At 67.8% G+C, this 22313-nt stretch carries 20 protein-coding genes and 1 pseudogene; 14 read left to right on the top strand and 7 right to left on the bottom strand.

Features of this window, described 5'->3' with window-relative positions:
* Positions 1-108: 108 nt before the first annotated feature.
* From dapE to map, 6 genes and pseudogenes are all read right to left on the bottom strand, one after another.
* Positions 109-1251: a succinyl-diaminopimelate desuccinylase gene (gene dapE / locus ACSQ1W_RS03655; RefSeq protein WP_436041696.1), complete on the bottom strand. Its 1143-nt coding sequence runs from the start codon at positions 1249-1251 to the stop codon at positions 109-111.
* On the bottom strand, positions 1248-1610 hold the full coding sequence (locus ACSQ1W_RS03650; protein WP_436041695.1) for a Spx/MgsR family RNA polymerase-binding regulatory protein: 363 nt from the start codon (positions 1608-1610) through the stop codon (positions 1248-1250). The genes dapE and ACSQ1W_RS03650 overlap by 4 nt, the downstream gene beginning before the upstream one ends.
* A gap of 73 nt (positions 1611-1683) precedes the next feature.
* On the bottom strand, positions 1684-2088 hold the full coding sequence (locus tag ACSQ1W_RS03645) for a hypothetical protein (RefSeq protein ID WP_436041694.1): 405 nt from the start codon (positions 2086-2088) through the stop codon (positions 1684-1686).
* Positions 2089-2168: 80 nt separating this feature from the next.
* Positions 2169-2996: pseudogene (gene dapD / locus ACSQ1W_RS03640) on the bottom strand (2,3,4,5-tetrahydropyridine-2,6-dicarboxylate N-succinyltransferase); the annotation flags it as partial.
* 46 nt (positions 2997-3042) lie between these two features.
* On the bottom strand, positions 3043-5679 hold the full coding sequence (gene glnD / locus ACSQ1W_RS03635; RefSeq protein ID WP_436046084.1) for a [protein-PII] uridylyltransferase: 2637 nt from the start codon (positions 5677-5679) through the stop codon (positions 3043-3045).
* A 2-nt stretch (positions 5680-5681) separates the two neighbouring features.
* Positions 5682-6458, bottom strand: coding sequence for a type I methionyl aminopeptidase (gene map, locus ACSQ1W_RS03630; RefSeq protein WP_436041693.1), 777 nt, complete (start codon positions 6456-6458; stop codon positions 5682-5684).
* Positions 6459-6779: 321 nt separating this feature from the next.
* On the opposite strand from map, the gene rpsB reads away from it, so the two are divergent.
* The 3 genes from rpsB (at position 6780) to ACSQ1W_RS03615 (ending at position 10364) form a co-directional block, all read left to right on the top strand.
* Entirely contained in the window at positions 6780-7583 is an 804-nt protein-coding gene (gene rpsB / locus ACSQ1W_RS03625; protein ID WP_192269570.1) for a 30S ribosomal protein S2, read from the top strand.
* A gap of 197 nt (positions 7584-7780) precedes the next feature.
* The gene (gene tsf / locus ACSQ1W_RS03620; RefSeq protein ID WP_192269573.1) at positions 7781-8659 is read left to right on the top strand and encodes a translation elongation factor Ts; all 879 of its coding nucleotides are present in this window, start codon (positions 7781-7783) and stop codon (positions 8657-8659) included.
* A 214-nt stretch (positions 8660-8873) separates the two neighbouring features.
* The gene (locus ACSQ1W_RS03615) at positions 8874-10364 is read left to right on the top strand and encodes an HDOD domain-containing protein (RefSeq protein WP_436041692.1); all 1491 of its coding nucleotides are present in this window, start codon (positions 8874-8876) and stop codon (positions 10362-10364) included.
* A gap of 21 nt (positions 10365-10385) precedes the next feature.
* On the opposite strand, the gene ACSQ1W_RS03610 is transcribed toward ACSQ1W_RS03615, so the two are convergent.
* Positions 10386-11081, bottom strand: coding sequence for an AIM24 family protein (locus tag ACSQ1W_RS03610; RefSeq protein WP_436041691.1), 696 nt, complete (start codon positions 11079-11081; stop codon positions 10386-10388).
* 66 nt (positions 11082-11147) lie between these two features.
* Here ACSQ1W_RS03610 and ACSQ1W_RS03605 point away from each other — a divergent pair, with 66 nt between their 5' ends.
* The 11 genes from ACSQ1W_RS03605 (at position 11148) to fabZ (ending at position 22313) form a co-directional block, all read left to right on the top strand.
* Complete coding sequence (locus ACSQ1W_RS03605) at positions 11148-11507, top strand: cupin domain-containing protein (protein ID WP_436041690.1); 360 nt, start codon at positions 11148-11150, stop codon at positions 11505-11507.
* 52 nt (positions 11508-11559) lie between these two features.
* Entirely contained in the window at positions 11560-12285 is a 726-nt protein-coding gene (pyrH, locus tag ACSQ1W_RS03600; protein ID WP_192269585.1) for a UMP kinase, read from the top strand.
* 66 nt (positions 12286-12351) lie between these two features.
* On the top strand, positions 12352-13281 hold the full coding sequence (locus ACSQ1W_RS03595) for a cation diffusion facilitator family transporter (RefSeq protein ID WP_192269588.1): 930 nt from the start codon (positions 12352-12354) through the stop codon (positions 13279-13281).
* 77 nt (positions 13282-13358) lie between these two features.
* Complete coding sequence (frr, locus tag ACSQ1W_RS03590; RefSeq protein ID WP_192269591.1) at positions 13359-13916, top strand: ribosome recycling factor; 558 nt, start codon at positions 13359-13361, stop codon at positions 13914-13916.
* 8 nt (positions 13917-13924) lie between these two features.
* Positions 13925-14683, top strand: a complete 759-nt coding sequence (gene uppS / locus ACSQ1W_RS03585; protein ID WP_436041689.1) for a polyprenyl diphosphate synthase — start codon at positions 13925-13927, stop codon at positions 14681-14683.
* Positions 14680-15540 carry a phosphatidate cytidylyltransferase gene (locus tag ACSQ1W_RS03580; protein ID WP_436041688.1) on the top strand — a complete coding sequence of 287 codons (861 nt, stop codon included), beginning with the start codon at positions 14680-14682 and terminating at the stop codon, positions 15538-15540. The genes uppS and ACSQ1W_RS03580 overlap by 4 nt, the downstream gene beginning before the upstream one ends.
* 2 nt (positions 15541-15542) lie before the next feature.
* Complete coding sequence (gene dxr / locus ACSQ1W_RS03575) at positions 15543-16730, top strand: 1-deoxy-D-xylulose-5-phosphate reductoisomerase (RefSeq protein ID WP_436041687.1); 1188 nt, start codon at positions 15543-15545, stop codon at positions 16728-16730.
* Between the two features lie 13 nt (positions 16731-16743).
* On the top strand, positions 16744-18120 hold the full coding sequence (gene rseP, locus ACSQ1W_RS03570) for an RIP metalloprotease RseP (protein ID WP_436041686.1): 1377 nt from the start codon (positions 16744-16746) through the stop codon (positions 18118-18120).
* A 122-nt stretch (positions 18121-18242) separates the two neighbouring features.
* Complete coding sequence (gene bamA, locus ACSQ1W_RS03565) at positions 18243-20723, top strand: outer membrane protein assembly factor BamA (protein WP_436041685.1); 2481 nt, start codon at positions 18243-18245, stop codon at positions 20721-20723.
* Between the two features lie 115 nt (positions 20724-20838).
* Complete coding sequence (gene lpxD, locus ACSQ1W_RS03560; RefSeq protein ID WP_436041684.1) at positions 20839-21858, top strand: UDP-3-O-(3-hydroxymyristoyl)glucosamine N-acyltransferase; 1020 nt, start codon at positions 20839-20841, stop codon at positions 21856-21858.
* Positions 21858-22313: a 3-hydroxyacyl-ACP dehydratase FabZ gene (fabZ, locus tag ACSQ1W_RS03555; protein WP_062354858.1), complete on the top strand. Its 456-nt coding sequence runs from the start codon at positions 21858-21860 to the stop codon at positions 22311-22313. The genes lpxD and fabZ overlap by 1 nt, the downstream gene beginning before the upstream one ends.

The following is a 22313-nucleotide window of genomic DNA, read 5'->3' as shown; positions in this document are numbered from 1 at the left end:
TGCGGTTGTTATTGATGGCGGTGCGGCAGGGCATGGAGCGACCGTAACCGCTCGCCCGGGCGCTTGGCAACTGTTTCATCCGAAAGCGAAGAAGGCGGCCCGGCGGCGTCAGGAGGGCTGCCCGGGCAGCATCAGCCGCTCGATCAGCTTCTGGTACAGGCCAGGCAACGCCTCGAGGTCGGCCACGCGGATGTTCTCGTCGACCTTGTGGATGCTGGCGTTGACCGGCCCCACTTCGATGCATTCCGCGCCGAGCGGTGCGATGAAGCGTGCATCCGACGTGCCGCCTGCGGTGCTTTCCTCCGGCGGCGCACCGGCGAACTCGCCCAGCACCGCACGCGCGGTGGCGCGCAGGTGGCCTTCGGGCGTGTAGAACGGCTCGCCGCCGCGCAGCCACTGGATGCTGTAGTCGACGCCGTGCCGACGGAAGATGTCTTCGATCTCCTGCTCCAGCTTCTCCGCCGTCCAACTGGGATTGAAGCGCAGGTTGAACACCACCTGCAGTTCGCCCGGGATGACGTTGCTGGCGCCGGTGCCGGCGTTGATGTTGGAAATCTGCAGGCTGGTCGGCGGGAAGGTTTCGTAGCCTTCGTCCCACTGTCGTGCCGCCAGTTCGTCCAGCGCAGGCAGTGCCTTGTGGATGGGGTTGAGCGCCTTGTGCGGATAGGCCACATGTCCTTGCACGCCGTGCACCTGCAACGTGCCGGTCAGCGTGCCGCGGCGGCCCACGCGCAACAGGTCACCCAGCACATCCTTCGAGGAAGGCTCGCCGGTGATGCACCAGTCGATCTTCTGTCCACGCTCGCGGAACAGCTCGGCGACCTTCTTCACACCATCGTGTGCAGGACCTTCCTCGTCCGACGTGACCAGCAGGGCGACCGTGCCCGGATGATCGGGATGCGCGTCGACGAAGCGCTCCAGCGCGATCGTGCACGCGGCCACACTGCACTTCATGTCGGCGGTGCCGCGCCCGTACAGCACGCCATCGCGCACGGTAGGCACGAAGGGATCGCTGGTCCACGCGGACAGCGGCCCCGGCGGCACCACGTCGGTATGGCCGAGCAGCACCAGCACCGGTGAGCCCGACCCGTGCGTTGCCCAGAGATTGTCGGTATCGCCGAAGCGCAGGTGTTCGCACTGGAACCCCCACTGCGCCAGCCGCGTCGCCAGCACCTGCTGGCAGCCTGCATCGTCCGGTGTCACCGAATGACGGCGGATCAGTTCGCTGGAAAGCTCGACGACATCGCTCACGATTCGGCTCCGAACTGCTTCTTGAAGCCATTGTCGCTGAAGCCCTGTGAAAAGCCCGCCACGCCACCGATCACCACGGGGCGGCGGATGAGCTGCGGATACTCCTTCAGCAACAACTTCCACTCCGCGTCGGAGCCCGGCGTCTTTCGGTTCTCCGGCAACTGCCGCCACGTCGTCGACGACTTGTTGATCAGCGCGTCCCAGCCACCAGCCTTGTCTGCCCAGCCCTTCAGCGTCTCGGGTGCCTGCCGGTTGTCGCGGTAGTCGATGAACGAATAGGCCACGCCGAAGCGGTCCAGCCACTTCGTAGCCTTCTTGCAGGTGTCGCAGTTCTTCAAACCGTAGAGCGTCGCCGTCATGATCCGATTGTTCGCAGGGTGCCGCCGACGATGTTACCGCAGGGCCACGACGGTCATCCGTGAGCCGCGCTGATCAGTACGGACACATGACCGTGGTCGCGCCTCTCAGGCGACCGTGGTCGTCGAACTGGAGTCCGATGGCGCCAACGCGCTCCACACCATCGCGTTCCATGCACACCATCTTGCGACGCACTGCATCGGGATTGTCGGCAGCACGCCGGACGGCATCGACGATGGACTGACGACTGGCGCCATCCGCACCTGCCGCCTGCACCGCCGCAATCAAGGGCACCATCTGGCGACGGGAGATGTCCCAAGCCACCTGGTCGGGATAGCAGTCGGGATTGGACGAGGTCGCCGCATTCGACAAGACCTCGCCCTCGGTGGCTCCTTGGTGCCGGCCGGCGACCCACCAAAGCGCGTTGGTTCCGATCAGCAGGAACAGCAGCACATAGATGAGAACGTTGCGGGTCGACATTGGACTTTCCTCACGTCAATACCCATAGAACGACATTGAAATCGATCCCGCCACGCCAGACCACGGCACCGCGACTGCGCTCAGTCCGCGAGACCGCGCAGCAGTTCGTTGACGCTGGTCTTGCTCCGCGTCTTCTCGTCGACCTGCTTGACGATCACCGCGCAGTACAGCGAGTGCGAACCGTCGGCGGCCGGCAGCGAGCCGGAGACGACGACGCTGCCCGGCGGCACGTAGCCGTAGGTGATTTCCTTCGTCGCACGGTTGTATATGCGCGTGGACTGGCCGATGAACACGCCCATGCCGATCACGCTGTGGTGGCCGACCACCACGCCTTCGACGACTTCGGAGCGCGCACCGATGAAGCAGTGGTCCTCGATGATGGTCGGGCTGGCCTGCAGCGGTTCCAGCACGCCACCGATACCGGCACCGCCGGACAGATGGCAATGCTTGCCGATCTGCGCGCACGAACCGACCGTCGCCCAGGTATCGACCATGGTGCCCTCGCCCACGTACGCGCCGATGTTGACGAAGCTCGGCATCAGCACCACGTCCTTGCCGAAGTACGTGCCGCGGCGCGCGATCGCACCGGGAACCACGCGCACGCCGAGCTTGCGGAAGTCGTTCTCGTCGAACGCACCGAAGCGCGCTTCCACCTTGTCCCAGAACGGCGCGGGATAGGCTTCGACCAGTTCCATTTCGTTGACGCGGAAATACAGCAGCACGGCTTTCTTCAGCCACTCGTTGACCTTCCAGCCGCCCTTGCCGTCAGGCTCGGCCACGCGAAGCTTGCCGGCTTCCAGGCCCTCGATGGCCAGCTCGACGGCGGCGCGGGTGGAGCCTTCGATCTCGTGCGGCGTCAGTTCCGCGCGACGCTCGAACGCGCTCTCGATGGTGGACTTCAGTTCTTCGGTCTTGCTGGCTTTGCGGGTCATCAAACGGTCTGCCGGATACGTGTTAGGGGGGAGTCTCGAGGCCGACGCGCAGCGCATCGCGCAGCGCGTCCTGCTGGGAAGTGTCGGTGAGCGGCTGGTCGTGCTCGTCGGTGATCTGGAACACGTCCTCGGCGCGCTCGCCGAAGGTCGCGATGCGCGCGTCGTGCACGCGCAATCCCTGCCGGCGCAGCACCTGGGCCACGTCCGACAGCAGGCCGGGACGGTCGGGCGCGACCAGCCCGAGCATGGTGCGTCGCCCGTCGGGCGTGGTGCCGAACTCGATGCGCGGCGCGAACCGGAAATGCTTGAGCTGCCGCGGTACGGCGCGGCGCGAGGTGCGCACGCTGTCGAGCGGGCGCGCCAGCGCCTCGCCGAGCGTGCGCTCGATGTCGTCGGGATCCCGCGGCGCGTACGCATCGGCCGGCAGCACTTCGAACGTATCGAAGATCGCGCCCTGCGGCCCCACCAGCACGCGTGCCTGGTGGATGGCGAAGCCCATGCGGTCGAGGGTCGCGAGGATGGCGGCGAACAGGCCGTCACGGTCGGGCGAATGCACGAACACTTCCATCGCGTCCGCGTCGTCGGCGATGCGGCGCGCGCGTACCCGCGTCTCGCCGGCATTCGCGCCGCGGATGGCATGCGCCTGCCAGGCCAGCTGTTCGGGACGGAAACGAAGGAAGCTCTCCTCCGGCATGGTGGTGAACAACGCATCCGCCTGCGCCGCCGACAGGCCCTGCAGTTCCAGCATGGCGCGGACGCTGCCGCGCGCTTCGTCCAGCCGCTCGTGCACCGCCACCGGGTTTTCCAGACCCTCGCGCAGCACGCGGCGCGCGGCGAAATACAGGTCGGCCAGCAGCCGGTCCTTCCATGCGTTCCACAGCTTGGGACTGGTGCCGGCTATGTCCGCACACGTCAGCAGGTAAAGGTAATCGAGACGCTCGCGATCCTCGACTAGGACGGCGAAGGCGTGGATGACGTCGGGATCGGAGATGTCCTGCTTCTGCGCCGTCACCGACATGCGCAGGTGCTGCTCCACCAGCCATGCCACCAGTGCGGTGTCGCCCTCGCTGAGCGCATGTGCCGCGCAGAACTCGCGCGCATCCACCGCACCCAGTTCCGAGTGGTCGCCGCCGCGCCCCTTGGCGATGTCGTGGAACAGGCCCGCCAGCAGCAGCAGTTCCGGCTTGCGCAGGCGCGGCCAGACCTCATGCGCGATGGAGAAGCGCTCGTCCGCACGGCCCGCAGCGAAGGCGGCGATGTTCCGCAACACCATCAGCGTGTGCTGGTCGACGGTGTAGACATGGAACAGGTCGAACTGCATGCGCCCGGACACGCGCGCGAACGCCGGGATCCACTGCCCCAGCACGCCGAGCCTGGCCATGCGGGTGAGGGTTTCCACCGCGCGCGGACCGCGCAGCAGGGCCATGAAGGCATCACGCTGCGCCCGCGTGGCCGCGGGATAGGCGGACAGCTTCGGCAGCGACTCCGCCAGCGCGCGGGCGGTGCGCGAATGCAGGCCGCGAATCTGGGGATGGGCTGCCCACGCGGCGAACAGGGCGAAGACCTGCCCGACATCGTTCGCCGGCCAGCCGCCCTGGCGCGCGGCGAGGTAACCGCGACGCAGCGCGAAGTGCTCGTCCAGCGGCTCCGGCAACGCCTCGCCGTCGAACTGTTCCTCGAACCGCTGCAGCAGGCGGTCGCTGATCCGCCGCACGATGGCAGCGCTACGGTAGAAGCCCTGCATCATCTTCTCGACGCCGAGGTTCTCGGCGTCGTCGGCAAACCGCAGCCGTTGCGCCAGCGTCTTCTGGTAATCGAAGCGCAGGCGTTCTTCCGGTCGGCCCGCGACCCGGTGCAGGCCGTAGCGCAGGCGTCCCAGCGCGCGGCGCTCGCGTGCCAGCGCGACGGCTTCGTCGGGGCCCAGGTGGCCCAGGCCCACCAGCGCTTCCAGGTCGCGCACACCGAACGTGCGCAGCGCCATCCAGCCCAGCGTGTGCAGGTCGCGCAGGCCGCCGGGGCCTTCCTTGATATTGGGCTCGAGGTTGTCGGACGTGTCGCCGAACCGCGCATGACGGAGGCGCAGTTCCTCGCGCTTGGCGACGAAGAAGTCGCGCGGCGGCCAGACCCGTGCCGGGCCGATGGCGTCGATCAACAGGCCTTCGTCGACGGGTTCGCCGACGATCAGCCGCTCCTCGATCAGCGCGGTCAGCACGCTCTGGTCGGCCGCCGCCGCGGCCGTGCACTCGCCTGCCGAGCGCACGCTGTGGCTGATCGGCAGGCCGGCATCCCACAGCAGGGCGAACAGCCGCGCCACCGCGCCGTGATGGGCCTGCTGCACGTCCGCCGCAGCGAGCACCAGCACGTCGACGTCGGAGTGCGGGAACAGTTCGCCCCGCCCGTAACCACCGACCGCGAACAACGCCATCGGCGCATCCGTGGGGATGCAGCGCAGCCACGCGTCCTTCAGCAGATGGTCGACCGCCCGCGCGCGCAGCGCGAGGATGCGGTCCATGCCGTCGTCCTGGTCGAAACGCTTGTCCAGTCGCGCGTCGGTCTGGCCGAGCGACGCGCGTGCCGCCGCCGACCAGGCCGCGTCATCGGCGACGTCCGGGCCGATATCCGGAAGCCGCGTCGCCTGTCCGTTCGCGGCTGTCGGGATACTCACAGGTCGTTGTCGTCGCCCGGCACGCGGGTCAGGATCTCGACGCCGTCCTCGGTCACCGCCACGGTGTGTTCCCACTGCGCGGACAGCTTGCGGTCCTTGGTCACCACGGTCCAGCCGTCGGGCAGCACCTTGGTGTGGCGCGCACCCTCGTTGATCATCGGCTCGATGGTGAAGGTCATGCCGGGCTTCAGCACCACGCCCTCGCCGGGGCGTCCGTAATGCAGCACCTGCGGCTCGTCGTGGTAGACCTTGCCGATGCCGTGGCCGCAATACTCGCGCACCACGCTGAAGCGCTCGCCTTCGGCGTACTGCTGGATCGCATGACCGACGTCGCCCAGGGTGGCGCCCGGCTTCACCGCGCGGATGCCGCGGAACATGGCCTCGCGGGTCACGTCCACCAGGCGTTTCGCCATCACCGACGGCGTGCCGACGATGTACATGCGGCTGGTGTCGCCATGCCAGCCGTCCTTGATGACGGTGACGTCGATGTTGAGGATGTCGCCATCCTTCAGCACCTTCCCCTCGCTGGGGATGCCGTGGCAGATGACGTTATTGACGGAGGTGCAGACCGTGGCCGGGAAGCCCTTGTAGCCCACGTTGGCCGGAATCGCCTTCTGCACGTTGACGATGTGATCGTGGCAGATGCGGTCCAGTTCGGCGGTGGTCACGCCCGGCTTCACGTGCGGGGCGACTACCTGGAGCACTTCGGCGGCGAGGCGGCCGGCGATGCGCATCTGGGCGAGGTCTTCGGGGGTCTTGAGCTGGATGGCCATTGGCCGATTATCCCCCATTTGGCGCCCGGGCTGAACGGCCAGGGCTCCCCGCGCCCGTCCACGGGGATCGGGCGGTTTGCGGCAGCGCGGGAAAGGCCGCTATAATCCCGCGGCTTCGCGCCCGGGCCTGCCCGGCCGGACCGTCCACGTCGGGCGACACCGACGAATCCACACCTGCTGCCCCAACCCGTGCCGGGGTGCCCTTCGCTGAAGGGTTCGGACACGGAAGCCGCAGGGAGGCCCAACCCCGGAACCCCGCCCTCACGGGCACCGTCCTCCATTGAACCGGACGGTGGGTTCCCCTTCGATGGAGTCATTGCAATGCCTCAAGTCACCATGCGCCAGATGCTGGAAGCCGGCGTCCATTTCGGCCACCAGACCCGCTACTGGAACCCCAAGATGGCGCCGTACATCTTCGGTGCCCGCGGCAAGATCCACATCATCAACCTCGAGAAGACCGTTCCGCTGTTCAACGACGCGATGAACTTCATCTCGGGCGTCGCGCAGAAGCGCGGCACCATCCTGTTCCTGGGCACCAAGCGCAGCGCGCGCGAAGCCGTGAAGGAAGAAGCCGAGCGTTGCGGCATGCCGTTCATGACCCAGCGCTGGCTGGGCGGCACGCTGACCAACTTCGCCACCGTGAAGAAGTCGGTCGCCCGCCTGAAGGAACTGGAAGCCGCCGAAACCGACGGCACGTTCGAAAAGCTGGTCAAGCACGAAGTGCTGGGCCTGCGCCGCGAGCGCGAGAAGCTGCTGGCCTCGCTGGGCGGCATCAAGGAAATGAACCGCCTCCCGGACGCCCTGTTCGTCATCGACATCGGCCATGAAGACATCGCCATCAAGGAAGCCAAGAAGCTCGGCATCCCGGTGATCGCGGTGGTCGACTCGAACTACGACCCGGCCCTGGTCGACTACGCCATCCCCGGCAACGACGACGCCATCCGCGCCGTGCAGCTGTACGCCCGCGCCGCCGCCGACGCCGTGCTGGAAGGCAAGGCCGCGTCGCCGAACGCCGCCACCGTGCGCGAGGAAGAGTTCGCCGAAGGCGGCGACGACAAGGGTGCCCGTCGCGCCCCGGCCAAGAAGGCCGCCGGCAAGAAGTCCGACGAAGCCGCTGCCGAGTAACCCGGCTGCAATGCCGCCGCGCCATGCTGCGCGGCGGCCATGTTTTTCCCTTCTCCCGTCGGGAGAAGGTGCCCGAAGGGCGGATGAGGGTGCGGCAAGCATGTCGACGCTGCAGGCGTCGTGGTTCCGCCGGACCCTCACCCCAACCCCTCTCCCGACGGGAGAGGGGCTTTGCCAATCTAAACCGAGGTAATCCCGTGGAAATCACCGCTTCCCTGGTCAAGGAACTGCGCGAGCGCACCGGCGCCGGCATGATGGAGTGCAAGAAGGCGCTCACCGAGAACAACGCCGACATCGACGCCGCGGCCGAATGGCTGCGCAAGTCGGGTCTGGCCAAGGCCGACAAGAAGGCCGACCGCGTCACCGCCGAAGGCCGCGTGGCCGTGGCCCAGGACGGCGGCAAGGCCGTGCTGGTCGAGATCAACTCCGAGACCGACTTCGTCGCCAAGGACGCCAACTTCATCGCCTTCACCGACGCCATCGCGCAGGCCGCGCTGACCTCGGGTGCCGCCGATGTGGAAGCGCTGAAGAGCGCCAAGCTGGCCTCGGGTGAGACCGTCGAAGAAGCGCGCGCCGCCGCCATCGCCAAGCTGGGCGAGAACATGCAGATCCGTCGCCTGGTCGCCATCGACAGCGCCAACAATGTCGCGGCCTACGTGCACGGCGGCAAGATCGGCGTGCTGGTCGAGGTCAAGGGCGGCGACGCCGAGCTGGCCCGCGGCCTGGCGATGCACATCGCCGCGATGAACCCGCCGCACAACAAGGCCGCCGACGTGCCGGCCGAGTTCGTGGCGAAGGAAAAGGAAATCGAGCTGGCCAAGATGTCGGACAAGGACAAGGCCAAGCCGGCCGACATCCTGGAGAAGATCATCTCCGGCAAGATCAACAAGATCGTCAACGAAGTGACCCTGTACGGCCAGCCGTACGTGCTGGACAGCGACAAGTCGGTCGAGCAGGTGGTCAAGGCCGCCGGCGCCGACGTGATCGGCTTCCAGCGCCTGGTGGTCGGCGAAGGCATCGAGAAGGTGGTGGAAGACTACGCCGCCGAAGTGATGAAGCAGGCGGGCCTGGCGTAAGCCAACCTCACCGCTTCACCGGGAAAGCCGCGGGAAACCGCGGCTTTTTCTTTTGCTGCGATACACGCTACCTGCGTCGTCGCGTCGCACGACCGCTCGTCGCCCGCGACTAAAGTTTGCCGATCCTGCGCCGAAATTGTTTACAAAGCTGACATTCCGTCACGCTTTGCTGGCATGCTGCCCGCCACTTTCCTTCAGCGTAGTGCGCACCCGGATGCGTCCCGAACTCGAATCCCAGCTCTCGAACTGCCGCAACCTGCCCAGCCCGCCGGGCGTGGCGTTGCGCATCATCGAACTTGCGCAGGATCCCGAGGTGGTGATGGCGACGGCTGCCGATGCGATCGGCCTGGACGCCGCGCTCAGCGCGCGCATGCTGCGCATCGCCAACTCTCCGCTCTACGCCAGCCGTCGCCGTGTCGAGAACCTGTCGCAGGCACTGACGGTGCTCGGACTCAACGCCACGCTGACGCTGGCACTGGGCTTCTCGCTGGCGCGCTGCGGCAGCGGCACCCATCCGGTCGCGCAGGAGCGCGTCTGGCGCCGCAGCGTGATCGCCGCGCTGGCATGCCGCCTGCTGGGCCAGCACGCCGGCCTGCGCAAGGCCGAGGAACTGATGCTGGCCGGCCTGCTGCAGGACATCGGCGTCCTCGCCCTGATGGAAGTGCTGGGCGACGACTACGCACGGCTCGTCGAGCGGGCCGAGGACAACGCGGCGTTGCTGGCGGCCGAGCGCGAGCTGCTGGGCTGCGACCACGCCGCCGTCGGCGGCTGGCTGGCGCGGCAATGGAACCTGCCGGCGCTGCTGCGCGAAGCCATCATGGAGAGCGAGACGCCGGCCTCCGACACCACATTCAACGCATGCGTCGCCGTGTCCGGCCACGTCGCCGACATCTGGCTGGCGGGCGCGGACGAAGCGCACACCGAAGAAGCCCACCGGCAGGCCGCCCTGCAGGCCGCAACGCGGCTCGGACTGGACTATGCGACCTTCCTCGCGCTGACCGAAGACATGCTCGCGGCCCTGCCCGAGGTGTGCACGATGTTCGACGTGCCGCCCGCGCCGCCCGCCCGCATCCAGGCGTTGCTGGATCAAGCGCGCGAGCTGCTGGTGGTGCGCAACCTGCGAGAGATCCAGGAAGCCGCACGCGCGCGCAAGGAGGCCGACGAACACGAGGACCGCGCACGCCGATTGGCCGAGGAGGTCCGCCGCGATCCGCTGACCGGCGCCTACAACCGCAGCCAGCTGGAAGAAGTGCTGGAGAAGGAGTTCGACGCCGCCACGCGCCATGGCTGGCCGCTGTCGATCGCCTTCATCGACCTGGACGACTTCAAGCAGGTCAACGACCGCTGGGGCCACCTGGTCGGCGACGAGGTGCTGCGCAACTTCGCCAAGTCGCTGATGCGGCACGTGCGTAGCAGCGACATCGTCGCCCGCTACGGCGGCGAGGAGTTCCTGGTGGTACTGCCCGGCATCAACGAAGAAGCCGCCGCGCACGTGGTGCGGCGCATCCTGTCCGAAGTGGCAGGCTCCGCCATGGCCCACGTCAATGGCCAGCCGCTGCACATCACCTTCTCCGCCGGCCTCGCCACGCAGGGCACGCTGGAGCAGTTCCGCCATGTCGACGACCTGCTGCGCGCCGCCGACGAGGCGCTGTATGGCGCAAAGCGTGAAGGACGCAACCGCGTCTCGGTGGGCGCCAGCGCCTGAGCCGGCGCCACCGCACCGCGGTTACTGCCGCGGCTGCAGCGCCACTTCCTCGTACGGCTGCACGACCACCCAGCCTTCGCCTGCGAAGCGCAACTGGATGCTTTCCCCTGAGCCGCGCCCCAGCAGCGTGCCCAGCGAGATGTCGGTGATGATTTCCGGCGTCAGGCTGCCCGACCACGCGACCGTCGCATTGGGATCGGTGAACACCGGCCCGGTCTGCGCGTTCACCGGCAGCGTCAGCGGCTCGTAGTGCGAGGTGATGGCCACGATGCCGTGGCCGCTCAGGCGCACGTTGAACAGGCCGCCCGACAGCATGCCGGCGACCTTGCGCATCATGGTGATGCGACTCTCGATGCCCGACTCGACCGCCAGCACGTCGTTGCCGTTGACGAAGATGGACTCGCCGGCCAGGCGCAACAGCGTGATCCGCTTGCCGGCATCGGCCAGGTAGACGCGGCCCTGCCCCTCGATCTTCATCAGCTGCATGCCTTCGCCGCTGACCGCCTTCTTCAGCAGGTTGCCGAGGCCTTGCTCCAGCACGCCCTGCCGGGTGAATTTCACCGCCCCCTTGCGCGCGACCATGGCTCCGGCCTTGGCCCAGACCAGTCCGTTCAGCCGGACCTCGAGCAGATGCGGACTCTCCAGTTCGAAGGCCTCCGGGCTGGCGTCCTTTTCGCGGGACGAAGCGATGAATTCCTGCAGGGTGCGCACGGCCATGGTCGTTCCTTGATGACAGTGGAAAGAGGACGCCATCATAGCCATCCCGCCCTCCAGGTACCGCCCATGCCCCGCATCGTTGTCGTGCCGCACACACCGGATGCCGCCACGCGCGCACCGGTCGCCTCCGAACGCCTGGTGGCAGGCCAGCCGCAACAGGCCGTCGGCAACGCCTACTCGTCGCAGGACGAACGGTTCCATTGCGGTGTATGGGAAGGCGAGGTGGGTGCCTGGCGCGTGCAGTACACCGAGCACGAGTTCTGCCACCTGCTCAGTGGCCGCGTCCGCCTGCGCGGCGACGACGGTGAAGAGGTGGTGACGCTGGAGGCCGGCCAGAGTTTCGTGGTGCCGGCGGGTTTCACCGGCACGTGGGAAGTGCTGGAAACGGCGCGCAAGCTCTATGCGATCTACGAACCCGGCGACTGAGGGCCGGGCTCTCGGCTAGAATTGCCGCGTTTGCCCCCACGCCGAGAACCCCATGCCCGCTCCCCTCGCCTATCGCCGCATCCTGCTCAAACTGTCCGGCGAAGCGCTGATGGGGGCCGAGGACTACGGCATCGACCCGGTCGTGATCACCCGCATCGCCCGCGAGATCATCGAGGCGCGCGACGCCGGCGCCGAGATCGGCCTGGTGATCGGCGGCGGCAACATCTTCCGCGGCGCTGGCCTCGCCGCCGGCGGCATGGACCGCGTCACCGGCGACCAGATGGGCATGCTGGCCACGGTCATCAATGCACTGGCCATGCAGGATTCGCTGGAGAAGCTCGGCGCCAAGTGCCGCGTCATGAGCGCCATCAAGATCAACGACGTGTGCGAGGACTACATCCGCCGCCGTGCGATCCGACACCTGGAGAAGGGCCGCATCGCCATCTTCGCGGCCGGCACCGGCAACCCGTTCTTCACCACCGACTCCGGCGCCGCGCTGCGCGCGATCGAGATCGGCGCGGACCTGCTGCTGAAGGCCACCAAGGTGGACGGCGTCTACGACAAGGACCCCAGCAAGCACGCCGACGCCGTGCGCTACGACCAGCTCACCTACGACGACGTCATCGCCCGCGATCTGCAGGTGATGGACACCGCCGCGTTCGCGCTGTGCCGCGACAGCGACGTACCGCTGCGCATCTATGACCTGTCGGTGCCCGGCAACCTGATGCGCATCCTGCGCGGCGAGCATGTCGGCACGCTGGTGAAGGGTCGCAACTGAGGCGCGGCGCGCTCCCTGCGCCGCTGTAATAGTGTCCGGCCACCGCGGCCGGCACGCTAGTCCGCCATGGGACACGGACATCACCACGGGCACGGGGCGCACGCCCATCCACAGGCATCGGCCACGCGTACCTTCGCCTGGGTCACCCTGATCAATCTGGCCTACACCGCCCTCGAGGCCGGTTACGGCTTCCACACCAATTCGCTGGCGCTGCTGTCGGACGCGCTGCACAACCTGGGCGACGTGCTGGGACTGGCGCTGGCCTGGGGGGCGGCGGCCCTCGCCGGCCGCCGGCCCAGTGGCCGCCACACCTACGGCTGGCGCCGCGCGACGCTGCTGTCGCCGCTCGCCAACGCGGTCCTGCTGGTCGTGTTCTCCGGCGCGCTGGGCTGGGAGGCCTTCCGGCGCTTCAGCGCTCCGCCGGAGATTCCCGCCACGCCGGTCATCGTGGTCGCCTCGCTGGGCATTCTGGTCAACCTCGGTGCGGCCTGGCTGGTGAAGGACGGGCATGCGCACGACCTCAACAAGCGCGGCGCGTTCCTTCACCTGCTTGCGGATGCCGCCGTCTCGCTCGCCGCCGTCCTGGCGGGCATCGGCATGGCGACCCTGGGCTGGGCGTGGCTGGATCCCGCCACTGCACTGCTGATCGCGGTCGTGGTAGCGGTCGGCTCGTGGGGTCTGCTGCGCGACAGCTTCGACGCCGCCATGGACGCCGTGCCGGGCAGCGTGGACCCGGACGAGGTCCGCGTCTTCCTGCTGGCACAGCCAGGCGTCTCGGCCCTGCACCACCTGCACATCTGGTCGCTGGGCGCCAACGAGATCGCATTGACGGCGCATCTGGTACGGGCGCGCGAGGACGATCACGACGCTTTCATCGATGCCACCGTGCATGCACTGGACGACCGTTTCGGCATCAACCACGCCACCCTGCAGATCGAACGGGGCGCCGGTTGCGGCCACGACCTGCACGATGCGGCGCCGCATCATTCGCACTGAACGGCCGGCAGGCGGTCGGCAGCGGCTGCGAATCGCCCTATAATCGGTCGTTTACAGGCTTTGCAACGGAAAGGGCGATGCTCAACGACATCAAGAAAGACGCGCAGGCGCGCATGACCAAGAGCATCGAGGCGCTCCGCCACACGCTGGTGAAGGTCCGCACCGGCCGGGCGTCGACCGCCTTGGTCGAGCACCTGAAGGTCAATTACTACGGCTCCGACATGCCGCTGAGCCAGGTCGCCACGGTGACCATCTCCGATTCCCGCTCGCTCACGATCACCCCGTGGGAGAAGCAGATGGTCGGCGCGGTCGAGAAGGCCATCCTGGCCTCCGACCTGGGCCTGACCCCGAATACCGCCGGCACCACCATCCGCCTGAACCTGCCCGCCCTCACCGAAGAGCGTCGCAAGGAGCTGTCCAAGGTCGTCCACAGCGAGGGCGAGGACGCCAAGGTCGCGATCCGCAACATCCGCCGTGATGCCAACCAGCAGGTCAAGGACCTGCTGAAGGACAAGCAGATCACCGAGGATGAAGAGCGCAAGACCGAGGACGAGATCCAGAAGCTCACCGACAAGTCCATCAAGGACGTCGATGACGTCGTCAAGGCCAAGGAACAGGAACTGATGGCGGTCTGAGGACTGCCATGTCCCCTGCCGTCCCCGCGTCCGTGCCCCGCCACCTGGCCGTCATCATGGACGGCAACGGGCGCTGGGCGGAACGCCGTCGCCGTCCGCGCGTGATCGGCCACCGTGCCGGTGCGCGCGCGGTCAATGTCTGCATCGATTTCTGCCTCGAGCGCGGCATCCGCGCGCTGACCCTGTTCGCGTTCTCCAGCGAGAACTGGGGACGCCCGGAAGAAGAAGTCGGCGCGCTGATGAAGCTGTTCCTCAACGCCCTCGACCGCGAAGTCGACGAATTGCACCGGCGCGAGGTGCGGGTGCGTTTCATCGGCGACCGTACCCGCTTCTCCAGCGACATCCGTGCCCGCATGGACGCCGCCGAAGCCCTGACCCACGCGAACGCGCGCCTGCACCTGGTCATCGCCGCCAGCTATGGCGGACGCCAGGACATCGCGCACGCGGCACGCGCACTGGCCGCCGACGTCGCGGCCGGCCGGCTGCGGCCGGAGGACATCGACGAAGCCGCGCTCGGCGCGCACGTCGCACTGGCCGACCTGCCGCCCCCCGATCTTTTCATCCGCACCGGCGGCGACCACCGCATCAGCAACTTCCTGCTGTGGCAGCTGGCGTATACCGAACTCTGGTTCACCGACGTGCTGTGGCCCGACCTGGACGCCGCGCTGCTGCAGCGCGCGCTGGACGACTTCGGGCAGCGCGAGCGCCGCTTCGGCCTGACCAGTGCCCAGGTCTCCGGCGACGCCACCGAGGACTCCCCCGCATGAGCGCGACCCGTACCCGTGTCATCGCCGCACTGGTGATGGCGCCCTTCGCCATCGGCGCGATCCTGCTGCTACCCACGTCCTGGCTGGCGATGCTGGCCGCGCTGGTGTTCCTGGTCGGCCTGTGGGAGTGGTTCAAGCTCGCCGAGATCGACGACACCTTGCAGCGCACCGTGCTGCTGACCGCCAACCTGCTGGTGATGGTGGCGCTGGTGTGGGCGTCGCGCGGCTCGGGCGATGCCACCGACCTGGTGCCGCTGCGCCTGATGGCACTGGTGGGTGTGGCCTGGTGGCTGCTGGCGCTGCTGTGGCTGCGCTTCTTCAACTTCGCCTCCGACCACGAAACCTGGGCCCGTGTGTTCAAGCTGGCCGCCGGCACGCTCGCCGTGGTGCCCGCCTGGTGCGCGCTGGGGCTGATCCACTCGTCGCAGCCGAACGGCCACATCTGGTTGTTCGTCGCCCTGGCCATCGTCTGGGCGGCCGACAGCGGTGCCTACTTCGCGGGTCGGCACTTCGGCGGCCGCTGGTTCGCGGGCCGCAAGCTGGCACCGCGGATCAGCCCCAACAAGACGCTGGAAGGCCTGCTGGGCGGCTTGGCCGCCGGCATGCTGGTGGCGGCGGTGGGCGCGCTGATCGCGGGCGCGGGCGTCGGCCAACTGGCCGGGGTGCTGGTCGTGGCGATCTTCACCGTGCTGTTCTCGGTGGTCGGCGACCTGTTCGAAAGCCTCCTCAAGCGGCATGTCGGCGCCAAGGACTCGGGCGACCTGATCCCGGGCCACGGCGGCGTGCTGGACCGCATCGACGGCGTGCTGGCCGCCTTGCCGATCTTCGTGCTGGGCAAGGAAGTCTTCGGATTCTGAGCATGACCGCGCATGCACCCCGCAACGTGGCGGTCCTGGGCGCGACGGGCTCGATCGGCGCGTCGGCGCTGGACGTGATCGCGCGCCATCCGCGCCGCTACCGCGCCAGCGTGCTGGCCGCGGGTAGCAACGTGGACGCCTTGCTCGCCCTGTGCGCCGCGCATCGACCCGATCATGCCGTGATCGCCGACGACACGCTGTACGCGCGCCTGCGCGACGGGCTGGCCGACGCCGGCCTCGCCACGCAGGCGCACGCCGGCATGGCGGCACTCGACGCGCTGGTGGCGGCATCGGCCTGCGACGTCGTGGTGGCCGCCATCGTCGGCGCCGCCGGCCTGTCCTCGACACTGGCCGCCGCGCACGCCGGCAAGCGCCTGTTGCTGGCCAACAAGGAATCCCTGGTACTCGCGGGCGAGCTGGTCATTGCCGCTGCGGATGCGGCGGGCGCCGAGATCATTCCGATCGACAGCGAGCACAACGCCATTTTCCAATGCCTGCGTTCACGACAGGCTCAGGCCGACGTCAGCCGCATCGTGCTGACCGCATCAGGCGGTCCGTTCCGCGGGTACAGCCGCGCCGCGCTGGCGCAGGTGACGCGGGACCAAGCCGTGGCGCATCCCAAGTGGTCGATGGGGCCGAAGATCTCGGTCGACTCGGCCACGCTGATGAACAAGGGCCTGGAGCTGATCGAAGCCCACCACCTGTTCGGCGTCGGTCGCGAGCGTCTGGACGTGCTGGTGCATCCGCAGAGTCTGGTGCACTCGCTGGTGGAATTCGTCGACGGCTCGACGCTGGCGCAACTGGGCCTGCCCGACATGCGCACCTCGCTCGCGGTTGGCCTGGGCTGGCCCGAACGGATGGATTCCGGCGTGGGCGGGCTCGACCTGCTGAAGCATCCGCGACTGGAGTTCGAGGCGCCCGATACCGACGCCTTCCCGTGCCTGCGGCTGGCCTGGGAGGCCATGGCGGCGGGCGGCACCGCGCCGGCTGTGCTGAATGCTGCGAACGAAGTCGCAGTTTCAGCCTTTCTTCAGGGCCGGATCGGTTTCCTATCCATCCCCGCGCTGGTCGAGGATGCCCTCGCTGCGCTGCCTGCGGCGCCGGCGGATTCGCTGGAGGTCCTGCTGGCGGCGGATGTACGGGCCCGCCAACTGACCGAACGCAACCTCGCAGGCCACCTCTCCCCATGAGCGCCGACATCCGATGAGTGAAGTGCTGGGCTCAATCTGGTGGATGATCGTGGCGCTCGGCGTGCTGGTCACGTTGCACGAATTCGGCCACTACTGGGTGGCGCGCCGCTGCGGCGTCAAGGTGCTGCGCTTCTCGGTCGGCTTCGGCAAGCCGCTGTGGTCCCGTCGCGACCGCCATGGCACCGAATTCGCGGTCGCCGCCATTCCGCTGGGTGGCTACGTCAAGATGCTGGACGAAGCCGAGGGCGAGGTCCCCGCCGCGCAGCTCGACCAGGCCTTCAACCGCAAGTCCGTCTGGCTGCGCATCGCCGTGGTCGCCGCCGGCCCGCTGGCGAACATCCTGCTGTGCGTGATCCTGCTGTGGGCGATGTTCGTCATCGGCAAGCAGGACTACTCAGCCACCCTGGGCAGCGTCTCCGGCATCGCCGCCGACGCCGGTTTCCAGCGTGGCGACCGGATCGTCCGGGTCGGCGATCGCACCATCGACACCTGGACCGATGCGTCCATCGTGCTGACCAAGGCGGCGATCGATGGCGACGACCTCCCCGTGGAGGTCGAAACGGCCTCGGGGTCCAGCGCCACGCGTACCCTGCCGCTGTCGCGGCTGCCGGCCGGCTTCGACCAGGAGAACGCCATCGGCCTCAGCGGGCTCGTATGGCAGCACTGGGTGACGCCTGCCGTCATCGGCAAGGTCACACCCGGCGCGGTGGCGGACGGGGTACTGAAGCCGGGCGACACGGTGACCGCCGTGGACGGCCACACCGTGCATGGTTTCGATGACATCGCCCGCCAGGTCGACGCGCTCGGCAAGCGCGGCGGCGCGGCCATGATCGAGGTGGATCGTGCAGGCGAGCGGCTGGCGTTCGAACTGACGCCCCGCTGGACTAGGCACCCTGAAGCGGACAAGGGCCACTACTGGGCGCTCGGCCTGGCTCCCCCGGACAAGAGGCAGATGCCTGCCTACGATGCCCGGCTCCACTTCGGCCCATTGGCCGCCGTGCCGGCGGCGCTGCACGAGACCGGCAAGCTGACCTCCGACTCGCTGGGCATGATCCGCCGCATGCTGACCGGCGACGCCTCGCTGAAGAACGTCTCGGGGCCGATCACCATCGCCCAGGTTGCCAATGTCTCGGCCCAGCGCGGGCCGGACTGGTTCCTCTGGTTCCTGGCGGCGATGTCCCTCAGCCTGGCCATCATCAACCTGCTGCCGATCCCCGTCTTGGACGGCGGGCACCTGCTGTATTACCTTATTGAATTGGTCAAGGGCAGCCCCTTGAGCGAGCGCCACATGGTGGCCGGACAATACGTGGGCCTGGCGGCACTGGCGGGCCTGATGGGACTGGCGTTCTACAACGACATCCTGCGTCTGATGACGCGTCTGGTGACCTGATGCCCCTGAACTTCCACGGGCCGGCCCGCTCCAAGGTGGCCGCTCCTCCCCTTGCTGCACCCCGGACCGCTGCCCCGCAGTCCACTCCTGCTCCGCAGGAACCACCCCAACCGGATGTAATGATGACGCGACTGCCTTCCCGCCGCCTGCTTGCCCTCGCCCTGGCTTCGGCCATCGCCATGCCGGCACTGGCCCAGACGACGGAACCCGCTGCCGCGCCCTTGGCCGCCGCGCCGCTGAGCCAAGGCTCGTTCACGGCGACCGACATCCGCATCGACGGCCTGCAGCGCATCTCGACCGGTACGGCGCTGACCTACCTGCCGATCGAGCGCGGCGATGTCGTCACGCCGACCAACGTGGGCGAGTCCATCCGCGCGCTCTACAAGACCGGCTTCTTCGAGGACGTGAAGCTCGACCGCCAGGGCGACATCCTGGTCGTCACGGTCACCGAGCGGCCGGCGATCAACAAGCTGACGCTGACCGGCAACAAGGACATCAAGACCGAGGACCTGACCTCGGGCCTGAAGGACATCGGCCTGGCCGAGGGCGAAACCTTCGACCGCCTCAGCCTGGACCGTGTGACGCAGGAGCTGGTACGCCAGTACAACAACCGCGGCAAGTACAACGTCGAGATCACCCCGACCGTCAGCCCGCTGGACCGCAACCGCGTCGACGTCACCATCGCGGTCAAGGAAGGCAAGGCCGCCAAGATCAAGCACGTCAACGTCGTCGGCGCCGAGAAGTTCGCCACCGAAGACCTGCTGGAAAACTGGGAATCCAAGGAGTCCAGCTGGCTGTCGTGGTACCGCCGCGACGACCAGTACTCGAAGGAAAAGCTGTCGGGCGACATGGAGCGCCTGAACTCCTGGTACCTCGACCGCGGCTACGTGGACTTCAACATCGACTCCACGCAGGTGTCGATCAGTCCCGACAAGCGCGACATGTTCATCACCGCCGGCATCACCGAGGGCGAGCAGTACAAGATCTCCGACGTCAAGGTCACGGGCGATACCGTGCTGCCCAAGGAGGAGATCGAGAAGCTGGTGATCGTGAAGCCGGAGCAGACGTTCTCCCGCATCCTGCTGGAGATGACCGCCGACTCGATCACCGCCACGCTGGGCAACATCGGCCACGCATTCGCGGAGGTCAATCCCATCCCGACCGTCGATCGCGAGAACCGCACCGTCGCGATCAACCTGCAAGTGGTGCCGGGCCCGCGCGTCAACGTGCGCCGCATCGTGTTCAAGGGCAATACGCGCACCTCGGATGAAGTGCTGCGTCGCGAAATGCGACAGTTCGAGGGCAGCTGGTTCTCGCAGGTCGCGGTCGACCGCTCGCGCGTGCGCCTGCGCCGCCTGGGTTACTTCGAGACCGTCGACGTGGAGACCACGCCCGTGCCGGGCACCAACGACCAGGTCGACGTGGTCTTCAACGTGAAGGAAACCACGTCCGGCAGCTTCGTGTTCGGCCTGGGCTATTCGCAGCTGTCCGGCCTGACCACGTCGATCCAGCTGTCGCAGAACAACTTCCTCGGCGGCGGCAACCGCGTGTCCGTCGAAGCACAGCGCAGCGACTACCTGCAGCGTTACTCGTTCTCGTACACGAACCCGTTCTTCACCGACGAGGGCATGTCGCTGGGCTATAACCTGTGGTGGCGCGAGTTCGATTACTCGGACTTCAACACCGCCCAGTACTCGACCACCAGCGCGGCGGCGCAGGGCGTCCTGGGCCTGCCGATCACCGAGAACGACACCGTCTCGCTGCTGTTCGGCATCGACAGCAACGAGATCCTGACGTTCGGCGGCTCCACGCCGCAGTCGATCATCAACTACATCGATGCGGTCGGCCAGCGCACGTTCCATGCCTGGCGCACCGAGATCGGCTGGGCGCGCGACACGCGCAACGACTACTTCATGCCCACCGGCGGCACCTACCAGCGCGTGTCGGCGGAGATCGCGTTGCCCGGCTCCACCGTGCAGTACTACAAGCTCAACTACGAGTTCTCCAAGTACTGGTCGCTCAGCCCCTCGTTCGTGCTGAACACCCGCGCGGAAGTCGGTTACGGCGACAGCTACGGCTCCGACACCTACCGCTACATCTGCCGCGTGAATGGTTCGGATCCGCAGATCCCGGGCCAGGGCACCACCACCGCGCCGGGCGCCGACGGCACGTGTGCCGATGGCGGCACGCTGGACAAGACACTGGTCGCCACCGGCCTGCCGTTCTTCGAGAACTTCTACGCCGGCGGTACGCGCTCGGTGCGTGGCTTCCGCGACAACACGCTGGGCCCGCGCTCGGAAGTGATCGCAGGCTATCGTGGCCAGCCGTTGGGTGGTTCGCTGAAGACCACCGGTTCGGTAGAGCTGATCTTCCCGAAGCTGTTCGACTCCAACGCGGCACGCGTCTCGGCGTTCTTCGACTTCGGCAACGTGTTCGACGGGACGGACAACTTCGACGCGGGCGAACTGCGCGCCTCGACGGGCGTCGCCCTGCTGTGGCGCGCGCCAGTCGGCCCGATCTCCATCAGCTACGCCTTCCCGATCAAGAAGGAAGACGGCGACGAGCTGGAGCGCCTGCAGTTCACCTTCGGCGGCGCGTTCTGACGTAGGCGCCAGACAACCTGGACCGCAGACAGGGGGGCGCAGCCCCCCTTCTGCTGTTCACCATACGCCACCGTGAAAGCGGTTCGCGGGCCGCAGGGGCTAAACTACGCGGCCTATGACCCACCCCTCCTTCACCACCGGCGAACTGGCCGCCCGCTTCGGGCTGGAGCTGCGCGGCGATATCGACCTGCGCATCGACGGTGTGGCCACCCTGGCCCGCGCCGAGCCGGGGCAGCTCGCCTTCCTGGCCAACAGCCGCTACCGCGGCCAACTGACGGACAGCCGGGCGAGCGTGGTCGTCCTGCGCGCGGATGACGCCGCGGATGCCACCGGCGCCGTGCTGATCGCGAAGGACCCGTACACCGCGTTCGCCAAGATGGCGGCGCTGTTCGAGCAGAAGCCGCTGCGTGAGCCGGGCATCCATCCGAGCGCCGTCATCGATCCGAGTGCGCGTGTCGCGCCTGGTGCCCATGTGGGCCCGTTCGTCGTGATCGGGGCGCGCAGTACCGTCGGCGAAGGCGCCGTCTTGGGCCCCGGCTGCGTGATCGGCGACGACTGCATGGTCGGCGATGGCTGCGAACTGGTCGCCCGCGTCACCCTGGTCACGCGCGTGCGTCTGGGTCACCGCGTGCTGGTCCATCCCGGCGCCGTGATCGGCGCCGATGGTTTCGGCCTGGCGATGGACAGCGGCCACTGGATCAAGGTGCCGCAGCTCGGTGGCGTAGTGGTCGGCGACGATTGCGAAATCGGTGCCAACACCACCATCGACCGTGGCGCGCTCGACGACACGGTGCTGGAAGAAGACGTCCGCCTCGACAACCAGATCCAGATCGGCCACAACGTCCGCATCGGCGCACACACCGCGATGGCCGGCTGCAGCGCCGCCGCCGGCAGCGCGCGCATCGGCCGCTACTGCCTGATCGGCGGCGCGGCCGGCGTCCTGGGCCATCTGGAGATCTGCGACCGCGTGGTGGTCACCGCCATGTCGCTGGTGACCAGTTCCATCACCGAGCCCGGCGAATACTCCAGCGGCACGCCGCTCACCGACAACCGTACCTGGCGCAAGAACGCCGCCCGCTTCAAGCAACTGGACGCCCTCGCACGACGGGTGCTGGCAGCCGACAAGGAATCCTGATGACCCTAGACCTGCAACTACCGATCGACGCCGCCACCATCCGCAAGCTGCTGCCGCACCGCTATCCGTTCCTGCTGGTGGACCGTGTGGTGGAGTTCGAAAAGGACAAGCGCGTGCTGGCCTACAAGAACATCACCCAGAATGAGCCCTTCTTCACCGGCCACTTCCCGGACCGTCCGATCATGCCGGGCGTGCTGATCATCGAGGCTCTGGCGCAGGCCGGCGGGCTGCTGACCCAGCTGTCGCACCAGGGCGACACCGCGGGCCGCATGTTCTACATGGTGAAGGTCGAGAACGCGCGCTTCACCCGCATGGTGGTGCCGGGCGATCGTCTGGACCTGGACGTCACCCTGAAGCGGTTGATCCGCAACATGGCCTTCTACACCGGCGTGGCCTCGGTCAACGGCGAACAGGTCGCCTGCGCCGATGTGCTGTGCGCCGAGGACACCCGCTGA

Origin of the sequence: Pseudoxanthomonas sp. LjRoot143 (genome assembly GCF_964252945.1) — a bacterium.
Lineage (GTDB): Bacteria > Pseudomonadota > Gammaproteobacteria > Xanthomonadales > Xanthomonadaceae > Pseudoxanthomonas_A.
This window is presented reverse-complemented; position numbering and strand designations above follow the sequence as displayed.